Source organism: Bacillus sp. LR_5, from assembly GCF_042709275.1.
The window spans coordinates 1-17,060 of the sequence record NZ_JAVAXX010000131.1 but is presented as its reverse complement, the minus strand read 5'-3'; the positions used below and the strand labels follow the sequence as shown (position 1 = coordinate 17,060).

Below are 17,060 nucleotides of genomic sequence, written 5' to 3'. Positions count from 1 at the left end.
CGAAGAGTCTAAAGGCTTCACAACTGAGCTTGAAGTTGTTGAAGGTATGCAATTCGACCGCGGATATGCGTCTCCTTACATGGTAACTGACTCTGATAAGATGGAAGCGGTTCTTGACAATCCTTACATCTTAATCACAGACAAAAAAATCACAAACATTCAAGAAATCCTTCCTGTGCTTGAGCAGGTTGTTCAGCAAGGCAAACCATTGCTTCTGATCGCTGAGGATGTTGAAGGCGAAGCACTTGCAACACTTGTTGTGAACAAACTTCGCGGCACATTCAACGCAGTTGCTGTTAAAGCTCCTGGCTTCGGTGACCGCCGTAAAGCAATGCTTGAAGACATCGCTGTCCTTACTGGCGGAGAAGTCATCACAGAAGATCTTGGCCTTGACCTGAAATCTACTCAAATCGCTCAATTGGGACGCGCTTCTAAAGTTGTCGTTACTAAAGAAAACACAACAATCGTTGAAGGCGCTGGCGAAACAGACAAAATTTCTGCCCGCGTGACTCAGATCCGCGCTCAAGTGGAAGAAACAACTTCTGAATTCGACAGAGAAAAATTACAAGAGCGTCTTGCTAAACTTGCTGGCGGCGTAGCTGTCATCAAAGTCGGCGCTGCGACTGAAACTGAGCTGAAAGAGCGTAAACTTCGCATCGAAGACGCCTTGAACTCAACTCGCGCAGCTGTTGAAGAAGGCATCGTATCCGGCGGTGGTACAGCGCTTGTAAACGTATATAACAAAGTCGCTGCAGTTGAAGCTGAAGGCGATGCTCAAACAGGTATCAACATCGTGCTTCGCGCGCTTGAAGAGCCAATCCGTCAAATCGCACATAACGCTGGTCTTGAAGGATCTGTCATCGTTGAGCGCCTTAAAAACGAAGAAATCGGCGTAGGCTTCAACGCTGCAACTGGCGAATGGGTAAACATGATCGAAAAAGGTATCGTTGACCCAACGAAAGTTACACGCTCAGCTCTTCAAAACGCTGCGTCTGTAGCTGCAATGTTCCTAACAACTGAAGCCGTTGTCGCTGACAAGCCAGAAGAAAACGCTGGCGGTGGAATGCCTGACATGGGCGGCATGGGCGGTATGGGCGGCATGATGTAAAACCGACAAAAAACCCTTGATTTACAAGGGTTTGTCGGCAACGGACGTCATTTTTGATGCCCTATTGATCCATTAATAAATTTTCGAGGCTTCTCATGAGTTCACTGAACTTGTGAGAAGCTTCTTTTTTTTCTGTCTTTCGTAGTTTGATTTTTTCAGCACTGTTCTATATCGATTTTCAATAGTTTTGATAATCCCGATATGAATTATTCAATTGACCAAAATACAAAATTCCACCGGCTCAGATTCCTGTTTACGTCTTCTTTGACAAACGGCTTACTGTAACTTCAGTAAACTGCACTTCTGTTATGATTATAAAATGGGTTTAAAAATTATTCGTCCAGACCTCTGTTACTTCTCTCACTATTGCAGACAGGAGATGGTATCCTCTCATAAGACAAAAAAGCCCCAGTTACCTAAATAAATAGTGTCACCAACACTCTTAGACGTTTCCCCAAGGAAAACACTGTCAAAGAGAAAACCTATTAAAATGTCTATTTGTGCTGCTTTTTAGCTACTAAGACGATGTATGTTAAATATATAGAACGGCAGAATAATCTGATTCTCAAAAATTCACTGGCGATGTAGTTAGGTTCTTCCACCAACATCTTGATAATATTCATCCCGACTCTATGGAGACCGACAATCCAATTATTAACTCTAATATTAGTTTTTTATGATTATCAAGGAGGACTTAATAGTGCATTTCTCAAAAATGATAGATCGTTTGGCTTTATATGATTTACACAGAAAAAGAAGCAAAGATAAACATTTTTCTGCTGCTTTTAAAGCCGATATAAATGATAGAGAGGAATTTTACAGTGCAAATATAGCTGATGTTTCAATTGATTTGAATGAATCTAAAAAAAATTATAGAGTTGGAACATTTAGTTATGAATCTTTAATTCAATCTGGGAATCCTGTTAATGATACTTTAAAAGGGGAGGTTTTTTTACATGAAAATGATATAGATCAACCCAATGTCATCTTTGTACACGGCTGGCGCATGGATTCGTACAATAGGATCAAAAAGATATTTCGTAAGCGTATAATGAACGATTTAGGCATGGAACATGCATTATTATTCTCTTCCATACCATTTTGAAAGAGAACCGGAAAATTCACTGTATAGTGGCGAGTTGATGATTAGTGCAAATATGGATCGTACAATTGAGTCGACAAGACAGGCCATTGTAGATTTACGGGCATTAATTTACTGGATAAAAGCAAATAAAAAAGGCCCTGTTATCATAGTGGGAGTAAGTTTAGGGGGATGGATCACTAATCTAATTGCTACCCTAGAATCTCAAATTGATGTAGTGGTATCAATCTTTTATGCCAATCGCCTTTCTTATTCAATATGGAACACGATCCCAGGTAAATTCATAAGAGAAGAATTAGAACAAAATGGTGTGACCTATGAAGATTTAACAAAATATTGGAATATCACAGATCCTAGTCAAGCCTTGCCGAAAGTTAATAAAGATAACATTCTGCTGATTTCTGCTAAACATGATCAGTATATTGACTTAAAAGATGCAGATTATTTATGGGAAAGTTGGGGGAAACCCACAAGATATGTCTACGATTGTGGTCATTCCGGTATTGTTTTTTGTCGCAAAAAACTGGCAAATGATACGCTTTCCTTTATAAGAGAAAGGATAAATACGGGAAAACCTGGTTCAGTACATTTGTAGACCTTAATAAGAAACGAAAGGCCAACTGCAACTTCAGTTGGCCTTTCCTATTTATTGAGTGAGATTGCTGACAGAACTACTATGCGTACTAGTCGTTTTCTTTAATCACCATTGCCAGTTCTTCCACCTCTCCCCGAATCCCAATCGCAGGCTCCCACGAATCAATCAAACGAATCGCTCTCTGATTAGCTTCCATAGCTTTCGTTTTCTCTCCTTTACGGTTCAACAGCTGCGCCATCCCGTAAAAATAATAGATCAACTCAACCTGATTGGCGTTATGTTTGTCATAGAGCATTTGCTCAAAGGCTTCTTCCGCTTTCTCAAATTGACCATATTTCACGTAAGCGACACCCAGATTGAAATAGGCTTCTATCGTTTTTTCACCGCCGTACGTGGAGCTGATTTCATTTGCCGCTTCGTATAATTGAATGGCTTCTTCATGATGACCTCTCGCAAAGCTTAAGTCACCGCGAACCAATAGAACTCTGTGTTGAATGGTAGGGGAAATCGGTTGATCTTCAATTTCTCTTAAAATGGTCTCTGCTTTTTCCTGTTGCCCGGCTTTTAAAAACAGCCTTGCTTTGAGTGCATGTCCCCAAACCTTTAGATCATAGGCATCGTGAGCGTCTGATTGTTCAAGAATCTTCAGCCCGGCTTCTATTTGCTGAAGCGCTCCGTCTAAATCATTGACTTCCATCAGAGCCCAGCCTGCTGTGTCGATTCGGAAGTACGCTTCTCGTGTGTGTTGGCCTAAGTGATGGACGGCGTCGGCCGCTTTGCGTCCGTATTCGATTCGCAGGGGCAGGTTGATTCTGCTTAGAAAATGGCTAATGCGGGTGATGAGTTCGATTAGGATTTCTTTTTGTTCAGTTTCACTTGCCCATTGGATGACCTTTAAGATGTTTGGCCATTCTTGTTTCATTTGATCTAAGTTCCGTCCCAGCAGGTAGCTCCAATAGATAGAGTTGGGCTGTTCCCGCTTTAAATGGGTTTCGGCATAATCAATATAATAGTGCGCCCAGCGATTGCGGGCTTCTTTTTCATATTCGTGCTGTTCGGACAAGTGCTGTTCTCCGTAAGCGACAACGGTTTGGTGCGCTAAGTATTGTGTCCTGCCTTGGCTTCGTTCCGGCTGAATCAGCGCATATGACCGCATTTGCTCCATAGCGTAATGAAAACGGCGGGCGTCTAATCCGGCTGCTGCCGCCAAGCTTTTTTCATCAGGCGGCTTGCTGAAAAAGCAAAGCGTCTGCCATAGCTTTCGCGTATCTTCATTGCATCTATCCCAGGTGCGGCCAAAGAGGAATTCAAACAATTCCAGCAGTGAGTAGCCTGCTTTTCCAAACTCATGAATCAGCTGCTGAGCGGGGATGTCATCGTCTGACATATAGGCAATGCTGAGTGCCATGGCTTTCGGGTTTCCGGCAGTCGCTGAAATGAATTCGTTTTTCAGGTCAGATGATAGATGTAACAGCTGCTCCAGCTTTTCCCGTTTACGTGGGAGGTTGCATGTTTGTAAGCAGTGATGCACTTCTTGTTGAAAAAATTCGTGGGCATCTGTTTGGTCAAGACCGCTTAGCTGAATGGCTGTCATTTCTCCGAAGCTTTCCCGATAGGTCTGCTTTACGTTTTCCCGCGCTGTGAGGAGGACTTTCACGCCTTGAGGAAGGCTGGTGATAAATTCATGAATGTCACGTTCTGCGGTATCAATACTGTCAACGATCAGCAGGATCGGTTTTTCTCTAGTGTAATTAGCTAACGCATTGCGGACGACGAACCGTTTTTCATTGATTGATTTATCGATTTGTTCTGTGCGCCCGAGCTGATAGGCGATCGTATTTAAAAAATCGCTAAAGCTCAATCCTTTCCAATCAGCGCTGACCCAGATGATACTGTTGAATGCGGGCCAATCTGAAGTATCGCCGACACAGGAATAGGCGGCTTCAAGAGCGACTGTGGTTTTTCCCATGCCAGCCCAGCCGGTGATTAAACAGACTGGTGACGGAGAAAGCATCCATTGCCGTATTGCTTCCATATCAAAGCTGCGCCCGATAAAGCGTCCGGACCAGCGTGAGGGTAAATTATGAGTGATAGGCTGTTCTGTAAGCGCATTCGTTTCATGGCTGGGTCTGTCATGAAACAGCCGTTTTACTACATTTTCAATTTCGTCTTCACTCGGAGCCCCGAATAATCCGTCTTTTCGCAGTATTTTCGCTTTTTTCAAACAGGATGCTGCCCATACAGGCAATGCGGGTTTGATGACTGGGATAGTGGTGGCTTCCAGCAAGTCGGTCAACCACTCGATATCCAAGTCGGTCTTTTCGAGAATGATCCAGATCATTCCGAACAGTTTTCCGTCGTCGATTCTTCCGGGAATGTAGTTTGCCCCCATCTGTCCGATCCAGCTTTTGATCGTGTTTGGGGAGACTCCCAGCTGGAGTGCGATTTTATCTATGTAAGACTGTCCTGTTTTTTCATTCTTTTTCCTTCTGACTTTATAATCAGGATGAAGTTTTAGCGTTTTGACGCCAGGTGCCAGCAGTTGTGCAAATTGTTTTCGGTTTTCAAGTTCAGCCATAAGCCTGCACCTCCTATTAGTACTATTTTATCAATCCAGCGTTTTTTGTATATGAAAAAATAAAAGTACAGTGCCGCTGTCCTTTTATACAGCAGGAAAGGCTGTTGAACGTGTTGAAAAGCAGATAAAATGAGGGCAGTAACAGAGAAAACAAAAATGTATGCACTTACATTTTATTTTCTAAAGAAAGGAACTTGCCAAATGACTCACACAGTACCTCAGAACATGAAAGCGGCTGTTATGCACAACACAAGAGAAATCAAAATCGAAACATTGCCTGTGCCTGACATCAATCATGATGAAGTGTTGATTAAGGTGATGGCTGTCGGAATTTGCGGATCTGATCTGCATTACTATACAAATGGACGAATCGGCAACTATGTAGTGGAAAAACCATTTATCCTTGGCCATGAATGCGCGGGTGAAATTGCCGCTGTCGGATCATCTGTCGATCAATTCAAGGTGGGAGACCGCGTCGCTGTAGAGCCGGGTGTTACGTGCGGACGATGTGAAGCGTGCAAAGAAGGGCGTTATAACCTTTGTCCGGATGTACAGTTTTTGGCCACGCCGCCAGTAGACGGCGCGTTTGTCCAATATATTAAAATGCGTCAGGACTTTGTTTTCTCTATCCCAGACTCACTTTCTTATGAAGATGCTGCTTTGATCGAGCCGTTTTCTGTCGGCATCCATGCGGCGGCCAGAACGAAGCTACAGCCCGGATCAACGATTGCGATTATGGGGATGGGCCCTGTTGGGTTAATGGCTGTTGCCGCAGCTAAAGCATTTGGGGCAGGCACAATCATTGTCACCGACTTAGAGCCGCTGCGGTTAGAAGCTGCGAAAAAAATGGGAGCGACTCATATTATTAATATACGTGAACAGGATGCACTTGAAGAGATTAAAACGATCACGAATGATAGAGGCGTTGATGTTGCTTGGGAAACAGCAGGGAATCCAGCGGCATTGCAATCCGCACTGGCTTCTGTGCGCCGGGGCGGAAAATTGGCGATTGTCGGTTTGCCTTCACAGAACGAGATTCCGCTCAACGTGCCGTTTATTGCGGATAATGAGATTGATATTTACGGGATCTTCCGTTATGCCAATACGTATCCAAAGGGAATCGAATTTCTCGCTTCCGGCATTGTGGACACGAAGCATCTAGTAACGGACCAATATTCGCTGGAGCAGACACAAGAGGCGATGGAACGGGCGCTTCAATTTAAGAATGAATGTTTAAAAGTGATGGTGTATCCAAATCGCTGAGTGAACAGGGAGGATCTTCATATTCTCCCTCTTATTTACTGGAAATGAAAACGGATTCTTGGGGTGGGAAATGATGATTGAAACAGAAAAAGTAACGGCAATGAAAGTGAAGCATCAGTCAAAATCCAGTACCGGACTGTCCTGGTTTGAACGAATCGGTTATGGATTCGGCGATATGTCGTATAATATTATCTTTCAGTTTGTAAACGCATACTTATTATTCTATTATACAGACGTCGGCGGCATTCAGCCTGCGGTGATCGCAACTTTGTTTCTTGTTGTGCGTGTGCTGGATGCTATTTTTGACCCGATCATGGGATTGATTTTAGATAAAACGAATACAAGGTGGGGAAAAGCAAGGCCATATTTGCTGTGGGTGGCATTTCCTTTTGCGCTATTCACATTCTTATGTTTCACGACGCCTCATTTCGGTGAGACCGGAAATATGGTATATGCGTATGTCACTTATATTCTGCTTGGGATGTCCTTTAGTATGCAAACGATCCCGGTGAACAGCTTAACGGGGCGGATGACGAATTCTGTGGAGGAACGAACGGTTCTGACCACAACCCGGATGATTTTGGTGTATATCGGCATTCTTTTATCCATTTCCTGTGCGACACCGCTTGCAACTGCTATCGGAGGAGAGGATCAGGCGTTTGGATTTCAAATGACTGCGCTCATCTATGCGGCGGTCAGCATTGTTTTGAATCTATTTAGTTTCTTTACTGTACGGGAGCGGATTCAGCCTAAAAAGAGAAAAAAACAAGGGATCAAAAAGACATTCTCCGTTTTATTCCGAAACAAACCCTTGCTTATGTTAATTTCATCCTTTTTGGCTTTTGCGATCGGGTTTAATATTAAGCTCAGCACGATGGTGTATTATTTTACGTATAACGTCAACCATAAAGAGTTCGTATTTATGGGCACCGTTTTATTTTTCGGAGCAGCGCTGATCAGCAATTTGTTTATTCCTTTCTTTTCTGAGAAGTGGGGCAGAAAACAAGTCATGATCATCACGGCAGCTCTATCGCTTATTTCTTATGCCGGCCTGCATTTTACGCCGTATTCTTCCATTACACTCATTTTCATTTGGCTTTTCGTTTCGGGATTTTTCACAACGCCTTTAAATACGCTTGCTTGGGGAATGGTGGCGGATTGTGTCGATTATGCGGAATGGAAAACCGGGGTTCGCGCGGATGGTGTTGTGATTTCGAGCATGAGCTTTATTAATAAATTGGGCGTTGCGTTAGCCGGGTCATTTTCGGCCATTTACTTAGGAATCGCCGGGTATGTGGCGAATACAGACCAGACAGTTGCGTCATTGAATGCGATTAAAAATATGAATGCTTTGATTCCGGGGTTTTTCATTTTGCTTTCTATTATTCTTATCTCCTTCTATCCTTTAACGGAAAAAAGATATAAACACATCATCTCTGAGCTGGAGCAAAGGTCTGCGAGATAAATATATGTAAAATTTTTAATATTCAATGTTGTATTTATGGCAGAAAGTAATATACTGAGACTGTAATCTAGACTTTATAAATGAGTGTGATAATATGCGTAGTCATTCTGTAGTTTGTATTGGGGAATTGTTGATCGATTTCTTTTGTACCGATGTTGACGTTGATTTAATGGAAGGGCGCCAATTCCTGAAAAGTGCCGGCGGGGCACCGGCGAATGTGTCGGCAGCAATTGCCAAGCTGGGAGGAGACGCCGCTTTCAGCGGAAAAGTAGGAAAGGATCCGTTTGGGTATTTTCTGAAGCAAACTTTGGACGCTGTACACGTCGATACCTCTATGCTGGTGATGGATGAGAAAGCGCCTACAACGCTTGCTTTTGTTTCATTAAAACAAAATGGAGAGCGTGACTTTGTTTTTAATAGAGGCGCGGACGCTTTGTTTACGCTGGAGGATATTGACCAGGAAAAACTAAACGAAGCGAAAATCCTTCATTTCGGCTCTGCAACGGCACTGCTATCAGATCCGTTTTGCTCAGCCTATTTACGGCTGATGTCGAGTGCGAAAGACAATGGACAGTTTATTTCGTTTGACCCTAACTACCGTGAAGATTTATGGAGGGGAAGAGTCTCAGAGTTTGTAAGTGTTGCGAAAAAAGCGATCGCTGTAAGTGATTTTGTGAAAGTCAGTGACGAGGAGCTTGAGATTATCAGCGGTGTGAAGGATCATGAAAAGGGTGTTGCGATCCTTCATGAGATCGGAGCCAACATTGTCGCTGTGACACTTGGGAAAAGCGGAACGCTTCTTTCCAATGGAAAAGACCATGAAATCATTCCAAGCATTCCGGTGACATCAATTGACTCAACAGGGGCGGGAGATGCTTTTGTCGGTGCGGCTTTATATCAATTGGCAAATACGGATCAGATTCAATCTGTAGATGCTGATTTTGTGAAACTGCGTGAGATTGTGGCGTTTGCCAATAAGGTCGGAGCTCTTGTGTGTACTAAAATTGGAGCGATTGATGCACTGCCGAGCTTGGATGAGATTGAAGTTTCTTTGTAAACATTGAAGATGTTTCTTGAAAGTCTTTGGACTTTTGGAGGCATCTTTTTTTATTGTTTACATTTTTGTTCGGGTAAAAAGTTGTGTATTTTTTGTTTGGAATGTCATTTTTTATTAAAAAAGTGAAACTTTTAACGATAATAAATAGTATATGTAACAAGTGTTACCGAATTAGCTTTAGGAGGAACGATATAATGAGTATAATTGGAAGATTTAAAGATATTATGTCTGCGAATATCAATGCTTTATTGGACAAGGCTGAAAATCCGGAGAAAATGGCAGATCAATATTTAAGAAATATGAATAGCGATTTGGCTAAGGTTAAGGCAGAAACAGCAGCTGTTATGGCCGAGGAGCAGAGAGCAAAAAGAGAATATCACGAATGCCAGGCGGATATGGAAAAGATGGAAAGCTATGCAATGAAGGCGCTGCAAGCCGGGAATGAGAGCGATGCGAGAAAATTTCTTGAAAGAAAAACATCTTTGGAGTCAAAGCTTTCTAAGCTGCAGGCGGCGAATCAAATTGCTGCAACCAATGCCGCACAGATGAGAAAGATGCATGACAAATTGGTATCTGACATTGGAGAGCTGGAAGCACGCAAAAATATGATCAAGGCGAAGTGGGCAGTAGCGAAAACGCAAGAAAGAATGAACAAACTAGGCGCTTCTGTTTCAAGTACAAGCCAATCAATGTCTGCATTCGGCCGAATGGAGGACAAAGTAAATAAGGCACTTGATCAGGCCAATGCAATGGCTGAACTGAACAGCGCTCCGCAGGATGATATGGCTGATCTGACTGCAAAGTATGACACTGGCGGTTCAAGCCAGGTTGATGATGAACTTGCGGCGTTAAAAGCGAAAATGATGCTCGATAAGTAATACATAGGAGGCCGCAGCTCTCGGCTGCGGCGTCATTTTATCATAAGATGTGAGAGGGAACGGTAATGATAATATCTTATAAGTGTCCGAACTGCGGCAGTGATATGGCATTTGACAGTGAAACCGGCTCGTTATCCTGCAGCAGCTGCGGAAGACAGGACAATATTGAAAGCCTTCCGAAAGAAAACATTGCGGCACGGTTTTCTGATGATGAAGCAAAAGAATATCAATGTGAAAACTGCGGTGCCGTTTTGATCACGGAAGCTGAAACGACAGCAACGACGTGCAGCTTCTGCGGAGGTGCTGCAATACTTGCCGATCGTTTATCAGGACATTTGGCGCCGGCGAAGGTCATTCCATTTACAATCAGCAAGCAAGAAGCGGAGCAGGCATTTCGAAAGTGGTGCAAAAAAGGCCTTCTGACACCAAGAGGTTTCATGTCTGCCGATCGCATTAAAAGCATCACCGGCATGTATATTCCGTTTTGGATGTTTGATTTAAATAGTGAAGTACAGGTGAGAGCAAACTGTACCAGAGTCCATCAATATGAAGAAGGGGATTATATTTGCACGGAAACAGAGCACTTTGAAGCGTTTCGTGATATCAATCTCGATTATTTGAAAATCCCTGTCGATGCCTCTGAAAAAATGAAAGACGAATTAATGGACAAATTGGAGCCTTATTCATACGAAGAGCTGAAGGACTTTCAAACGGCATATTTGGCCGGTTATATTGCGGAAAAGTACAATTATACCGATGAGGAGCTTTTTCCGAGGGCAAAAGAGAAAATCAGCAGTTATATAGATTCATACATCCATTCTACTTTTTCCGGATATACGTCAGTCAATGTGAGGGACAAACATATTCACACGAAAAACGTGAACAGCTTTTATGTTTTGCTTCCCGTTTGGATGGTCAGTTACGATTATGAAAGAGCGGAGCATATCTTTGCGATGAACGGGCAAACAGGAAAGGTTGTCGGAAAGCCGCCGATCAGTCGAGGAAAAGTGGCGGCATGGTTTAGCGGAATAGCAGGCGGGACATTTCTTGCGTTGAAGCTCGTCTCATTGATGATGGGAGGCGGATTTTGATGCGTGGATTTTTTGGGAAAGCGATCTTTGGTGTGCTGGCTGTCTTCATCATGATGCCTTTACTGGGTATCGAAGCGGCAAGAGCCTCTGAATCGCAGCAGCATGTGTACGATCGCGCTCATCTATTGTCAAAAGCGGAGATCGGAAAACTTGAATCTCTCTCGGCAGAGCTGGGTGCAAAGAGGGACACTGATTTCATCATTATTACGACCAAAAGCACAAACGGTGAAGATATTGCAGACTATACCGGCGATTTTTATGATCGTTACGGAAAAGGCAGTACAGCCATTTTGACCATTGATATGACAAACAGAGAAGTGTTTATCGCAGGCTTCAAAAAAGCCGAACAGTATTTGGACAACAGCAGGCTCAATAGCATCAGAAATACGATTTCATCTGATTTATCCAATGAAAATTATTTTGAAGCTTTTGAGACATATATTCAGCTTTCCTATAAAGATATGGGCATAAAACCGGGAGTAAACCCCGACAACATATTCTTTATATGGTGGTTTCAGCTGATTGCTGCCATCGCAGTCGGGGGAATTGCGGTTTCAATCATGCTTTATCATGCAGGCGGCAAAGTAACGGTTAATGGAAATACATATATGGATCAGCGTACGTCTGATGTGATTGATCAATACGACACTTATATTAGAACGACTGTAACAAGAGAAAGAAAACCATCAGATAAAGACAGCGGCAGCGATGGCGGTGTTACGAAAGGCGGCACGTCATACAGTGGGAGCCGGGGCAGTTTTTAAATGTAAGAAATAGAGAAAGGGAGAGGCGTAATGTCGTTTTTCAGAAATCAATTAGCGAATGTAGTAGAGTGGGAAGAATTTAGAGATGATATGATTTTTTATAAATGGAACAATCGTGAAATCAAAAAAGGGAGCCGTTTAATCATTCGTCCCGGACAGGATGCTGTCTTTTTGAACAATGGGCGGGTTGAAGGAGTCTTTCAAGATGATGGTGATTATGATATTGAATCAGAAATTATTCCATTCCTTTCAACGTTAAAGGGCTTTAAGTTTGGCTTTAACAGCGGCATGCGAGCTGAGGTGCTGTTTGTCAATACGAAGGAATTTACCGTAAGATGGGGAACAAAACAGGCGATAAATATTCCGGCAGCGGGAATGCCAGGCGGGATGCCCATTCGCGCAAACGGCACATTTAATTTCAAGGTGCAGGACTATATCAGCCTGATTGATAAAATCGCTGGCGTGAAAGATCAATATTTTGTAGAGGATATTAAAACCCGTATCATTTCTATTCTGGATCAGCTTCTCATGAAGTGGATCACAAGAGAAGGGAAAGATATGTTTAATCTTCAAGCAAACGCTTTTGATATTGCCAAGGGAATTCAAGAGGACTTAGATATGCAATTAATAAGCGACGGGATGACGGTCACTGGTTTTCAAATCATGAGCTTTAATTATCCTCAAGAGGTTCAAGATATGATTACAAAGAACGCTTCCTACGGTATGGTTGGGGATGTGAACAGATACCAGCAAATATCAATGACGGATGGAATGGCATCCGGAAAGATGAGCGGAGGCGGAGCGGCTTCGGATATGGCTGGAATGATGATGGGAATGAATATGGCCAATCAGATGATGAACCAAATGAATCAAAATCAGCAGGCACAGTCATCAGGCCCACAGTCAACTGGCAGCGGAAACAAACCGAATTTCTGTCCAAACTGCGGAACAAAAACGGGCGAAGCCAATTTTTGTCCGAATTGCGGCCAGAAGCTTGTATAAGAATCATACAGTGAAAAGTCCGGAGTGATCAGACACTCGGGACTTTTTTATTTAGGAGAATAAGCGTTACCTATTGCTTGCTCCTGAACAGGCCATTTTCGAGCACCCGCTTGGATAATTCCCAGCAGCAATTGACGACGTTCCTTTATTGAATTGACGGCAATTTGAAATGTTTGCTTTGATAAAGCCGGTATGCCTGATTGTTGAAGCTTTGAGATGTCTGGTTCCGGCGGCGCTTGTTCTGCAGGATGGATATAGGCAGTATGAACGGTATCCAGGTAGTTTTTGATACTTGAGCGCGCTTCTTTGATGTGAAGCTGATTCGGCTGATATTGTTCAGGAATTCCGTATTTGAAAATGGTTAGAGCCTCATCCAATACAGCAACAGCTATAATGGATGATTCCTGATGCTGCGTGCTGTGGTAAAAATGAAGGATGGGGAAGGCGTTATGCTGAGCGGTCAGCTTTCCCAGTTTTGATGAGGCAGCGACAAGAAGAAAATCAATGTCGTGAAAATCTTTGCCATTCCATGCATTATGGACGATTTCTGTTCCGTCATGTCCTAGACTTAATACACTTTGGGCAAAGGAGCGTTTTTGATTAACCGCACTCAAGACGGAAATCAAATACGTGACAGAAAACGTGATGGTAAGCAGTCCTTGAGCTGTTTCAATAATCGTGACAAGCTTCCATAGGCCTCCGTTCGGAGCGAGGTCGCCATTTCCTAATGTAAACATGACATAGCCGGAAAAATAAATTCGGTCTGACCAGGAAGCCGGTTCTTTTGATTGAGTTTCCATAAGTGAGTGAGGGTCACTCGAGTAAATCAAAACCCACCCGCTCCAAAATAGACTGATCCATATCACTAACGTCAGGCATAACAGCAGAGGACCAGCCATACTTAGAACCTTTGCGTGGTCACCGCTGATTTTGCGGCAACCCTTCCACAGCCAGGCAGACAGGCATCTTGTGATCGGGCCGGCACCGCTCTCTAACCATAACGTGGTCCATAAAAAATCAATCATCCCTGCTGTCAATAATAAAAGGCCTGCAATGATATAACCCTCATTCATTTTGGTTACCTCCCTTAAGTCAGCCTTCTTTTATTTTCTTCTCTATTTCCTTTTATCCTAAGTCTGAAACAATTGAACGAATGTTTGATTTTAGATGAAGTTACCCAAAACTTACTCATTTATCGATATGAACAGAAAATCACAGGATTTTTGACTTGATTCACACATTTTTATGAAGAAAAACGTTCATTTTCCCCTTGAATTGGTGATTTTCCTTTTATAGAGTAAAAAAATTTCAGAAATTTATATTGACTGAAAGCGTTTTTATAATTATGATAATATCAGATATAACAAAAATGTCACTATCATATCACTACAATTGAACTATCAAGTGACTATTAAATGCCAAATTTACAAGGTTATGCACAAAGAAATGACCATTGTTCTTTTAGCGAGAAATGAAATCGCTTCCATCAGGACTGACATGCTAAGAAGAAGGGAAGGTTATGAGGTTATTGGATAAAAACATGAACAACTATTTTCTGAAGCCTGCTTACGAAATGTGAGGAAGGCAGCAGCCCTGGAATAAGTTTTTGACATACGCATTTTGAAAAAGACTGGGGGAAACAGTATGAATAAACAAGGCAATCAAATGTCATTTTTACGTACAATTATTTTAGTCTCCACTTTCGGCGGGCTTCTTTTTGGCTATGATACCGGTGTGCTCAATGGAGCTTTGCCGTATATGGGAGAGCCGGATCAGCTTAATCTCAATGCCTTCACAGAGGGCCTTGTCACCAGTTCACTTCTTTTTGGAGCGGCACTGGGTGCTGTATTTGGCGGCAGGATGTCTGATTTTAACGGCCGCCGCAAAAATATTTTGTTCCTCGCTGTTATATTTTTTATTTCAACGATCGGGTGCACGTTTGCACCAAATGTTACGGTCATGATTATTTCCCGTTTTGTGCTCGGTATTGCGGTTGGGGGTGCATCCGTAACGGTGCCTGCCTATTTAGCAGAGATGTCTCCTGTGGAAAGCAGGGGACGGATGGTGACGCAGAACGAATTGATGATTGTATCAGGACAGCTTTTGGCCTTTGTTTTTAATGCGATCCTTGGAACAACAATGGGAGACAACTCCCATGTGTGGAGGTTTATGCTGGTCATTGCGTCACTTCCAGCCGTGTTCCTGTTTTTCGGCATGATCAGAATGCCCGAGAGTCCCCGTTGGCTTGTTTCTAAAGGAAGAAAAGAAGATGCTTTGCGTGTATTGAAAAAAATCAGGGACGAAAAACGGGCAGAAGCTGAGCTGCAAGAAATTGAATTCGCTTTCAAAAAAGAAGATCAGCTTGAAAAAGCGACGTTTAAAGATCTTTCAGTCCCATGGGTGCGCCGTATTGTGTTTATTGGATTAGGGATTGCGATTGTACAGCAAATTACAGGTGTGAATTCGATAATGTATTATGGGACTGAAATTCTAAGAAATTCCGGTTTCCAAACGGAAGCCGCTTTAATCGGAAATATTGCGAATGGCGTGATTTCGGTATTGGCAACATTCGTCGGAATCTGGCTGCTGGGAAGAGTGGGGCGCCGGCCGATGCTGATGACAGGCTTGATCGGTACGACAACAGCGTTATTGCTAATCGGGATATTCTCACTTGTACTTGAAGGATCACCGGCACTTCCATATGTAGTCCTGTCATTAACGGTCACATTTCTTGCTTTTCAGCAGGGCGCCATTTCACCAGTGACTTGGCTGATGCTATCTGAAATTTTCCCGCTTCGCCTTCGCGGACTGGGAATGGGTGTCACGGTATTCTGTCTGTGGATGGTGAATTTTGCAGTCAGTTTCACGTTTCCGATATTGCTGGCAGCTATCGGCCTGTCCACAACGTTCTTTATCTTCGTTGGATTAGGAATTTGCTCTGTCCTGTTTGTGAAGAGGTTTTTGCCGGAAACGAAAGGACTTTCTCTTGAACAGCTGGAGGAAAACTTCCGTGCTTATGATCACGGCGGGGCGAAGAAGGATTCTGGGGCTGAAGTGATTGGATAATTAAAAAAAGAATCCGCACCCGAGTGCGGATTCTTTTTGGTTTCAAATTAGTTAGGTCTGACAAGGATTTTGACTTGGCTTTTCTCTTTAATAAGAGCCCCGAAGCCTTCCTCGATCAAATCATCTAGTACGATTTTTTTCGTTACGAGTTTGTCGGCTGAGAAATAGCCTTCTTTCATTAATGACAATACAGCCGGGAAGATGTCGCGGTATCCGATAATTCCTTTTACTGTACGTTCTTTGATTACGATATCGTTCGGATGGATTTCAGCACCTTTTTCCCAAATGCTGACGATGACGGTTTCACCGGCAATTGTAGTGGACTGGATGGCTTGTCGTAACACCACTGGGACACCAGTGACTTCGAATGCTACGTCAACACCGCCTCCTGTACGTTCTGCAATCTCAGCGACTACATCGTCTGTTTTAGACGGATCAACGATGATCGCGCCAAGCTCCTCAGCTTTTTGCTGGCGTTCAGGAGAAAGCTCAACAGCGTAAATATCAGTTGCACCGGCAGCCTTCAGCGCTTCAATGACAAGAAGTCCGATCGGGCCGCAGCCGAATACAGCCGCTTTGTCGCCTGCTTTGAGTTTGCTTGAGCGGACAGCGTATAGAGCAACTGCAGAAGGTTCAACGAGCGCGCCTTGTTCATATGATAATTCATCAGGAAGTTTGAACAAAAGCTCTTCATCTACAGAGACGTATTCAGAGAAACCGCCGCCTCCGCCGGCTAAGCCGAGGAATCCCATTTGTTCATCAAGGTTGTAGGCGCCTTGGTGGCCGTGTGTAGCAAAAATCGGCTCGACTACAACGCGGTCTCCAACTTTATAATTTTCAACGCCTTCTCCGACTTCGACAACTTCACCGGAGAATTCATGCCCCATTGTGACAGGTGCCGTTTCATTTGTTAATGGGTGCGGTTTGTCAACCGGAATAAAGATCGGGCCGCCCAGATATTCGTGTAAATCACTTCCGCAGATGCCGCACCATTTGACTTTGATCTTTACTTTTCCCGGCTCCGTTTTTGGCTCTTCGATATGTTCAATACGGATATCCTTTTGGTTATGCCATCTTGCTGCCTTCATGGA

At 43.3% G+C, this 17,060-nt stretch carries 13 protein-coding genes and 1 pseudogene; 11 read left to right on the top strand and 3 right to left on the bottom strand.

Features of this window, described 5'->3' with window-relative positions:
• The 3 genes and pseudogenes from groEL to RAC86_RS22195 form a co-directional block, all read left to right on the top strand.
• Positions 1-1,108 (top strand): chaperonin GroEL (groEL, locus tag RAC86_RS22205; protein ID WP_377886033.1); only part of this gene is annotated, 1,108 nt, incomplete at its 5' end.
• 557 nt (positions 1,109-1,665) lie between these two features.
• Positions 1,666-1,970, top strand: a pseudogene (locus RAC86_RS22200) (abhydrolase domain-containing 18); the annotation flags it as partial.
• A 280-nt stretch (positions 1,971-2,250) separates the two neighbouring features.
• Complete coding sequence (locus RAC86_RS22195) at positions 2,251-2,805, top strand: alpha/beta hydrolase family protein (protein WP_377886032.1); 555 nt, start codon at positions 2,251-2,253, stop codon at positions 2,803-2,805.
• A gap of 88 nt (positions 2,806-2,893) precedes the next feature.
• On the opposite strand, the gene gutR is transcribed toward RAC86_RS22195, so the two are convergent.
• Positions 2,894-5,383 (bottom strand): glucitol operon transcriptional regulator GutR, encoded by a 2,490-nt coding sequence (gene gutR, locus RAC86_RS22190; protein ID WP_377886031.1) that lies wholly within the window; start codon positions 5,381-5,383, stop codon positions 2,894-2,896.
• A 201-nt stretch (positions 5,384-5,584) separates the two neighbouring features.
• Between gutR and gutB the strand changes: the two genes are divergently transcribed.
• The 7 genes from gutB to RAC86_RS22155 all read left to right on the top strand — a co-directional run bounded on the left by gutB (position 5,585) and on the right by RAC86_RS22155 (position 12,903).
• Positions 5,585-6,646 (top strand): sorbitol dehydrogenase, encoded by a 1,062-nt coding sequence (gutB, locus tag RAC86_RS22185; protein WP_128992470.1) that lies wholly within the window; start codon positions 5,585-5,587, stop codon positions 6,644-6,646.
• A gap of 73 nt (positions 6,647-6,719) precedes the next feature.
• Positions 6,720-8,111 carry an MFS transporter gene (locus RAC86_RS22180; RefSeq protein WP_377886030.1) on the top strand — a complete coding sequence of 464 codons (1,392 nt, stop codon included), beginning with the start codon at positions 6,720-6,722 and terminating at the stop codon, positions 8,109-8,111.
• Between the two features lie 94 nt (positions 8,112-8,205).
• A complete protein-coding gene (locus RAC86_RS22175; protein WP_080528996.1) occupies positions 8,206-9,168 on the top strand; it encodes a carbohydrate kinase family protein in 963 nt (320 codons plus the stop codon).
• A 194-nt stretch (positions 9,169-9,362) separates the two neighbouring features.
• Positions 9,363-10,046 (top strand): PspA/IM30 family protein, encoded by a 684-nt coding sequence (locus tag RAC86_RS22170; protein WP_377886029.1) that lies wholly within the window; start codon positions 9,363-9,365, stop codon positions 10,044-10,046.
• Between the two features lie 65 nt (positions 10,047-10,111).
• Positions 10,112-11,137, top strand: a complete 1,026-nt coding sequence (locus RAC86_RS22165) for a TFIIB-type zinc ribbon-containing protein (protein ID WP_038428507.1) — start codon at positions 10,112-10,114, stop codon at positions 11,135-11,137.
• Positions 11,137-11,901: a TPM domain-containing protein gene (locus RAC86_RS22160; protein WP_377886028.1), complete on the top strand. Its 765-nt coding sequence runs from the start codon at positions 11,137-11,139 to the stop codon at positions 11,899-11,901. The genes RAC86_RS22165 and RAC86_RS22160 overlap by 1 nt, the downstream gene beginning before the upstream one ends.
• Positions 11,902-11,931: 30 nt before the next feature.
• Positions 11,932-12,903 carry an SPFH domain-containing protein gene (locus RAC86_RS22155; protein ID WP_377886027.1) on the top strand — a complete coding sequence of 324 codons (972 nt, stop codon included), beginning with the start codon at positions 11,932-11,934 and terminating at the stop codon, positions 12,901-12,903.
• Positions 12,904-12,950: 47 nt separating this feature from the next.
• On the opposite strand, the gene RAC86_RS22150 is transcribed toward RAC86_RS22155, so the two are convergent.
• Positions 12,951-13,976: a potassium channel family protein gene (locus tag RAC86_RS22150; protein WP_377886026.1), complete on the bottom strand. Its 1,026-nt coding sequence runs from the start codon at positions 13,974-13,976 to the stop codon at positions 12,951-12,953.
• 571 nt (positions 13,977-14,547) lie between these two features.
• Between RAC86_RS22150 and iolT the strand changes: the two genes are divergently transcribed.
• The gene (iolT, locus tag RAC86_RS22145) at positions 14,548-15,969 is read left to right on the top strand and encodes a myo-inositol transporter IolT (protein ID WP_029317394.1); all 1,422 of its coding nucleotides are present in this window, start codon (positions 14,548-14,550) and stop codon (positions 15,967-15,969) included.
• Between the two features lie 47 nt (positions 15,970-16,016).
• Here iolT and bdhA read toward each other — a convergent pair whose 3' ends face one another.
• Complete coding sequence (gene bdhA, locus RAC86_RS22140) at positions 16,017-17,057, bottom strand: (R,R)-butanediol dehydrogenase (RefSeq protein WP_003234015.1); 1,041 nt, start codon at positions 17,055-17,057, stop codon at positions 16,017-16,019.
• Positions 17,058-17,060 lie beyond the last annotated feature (3 nt).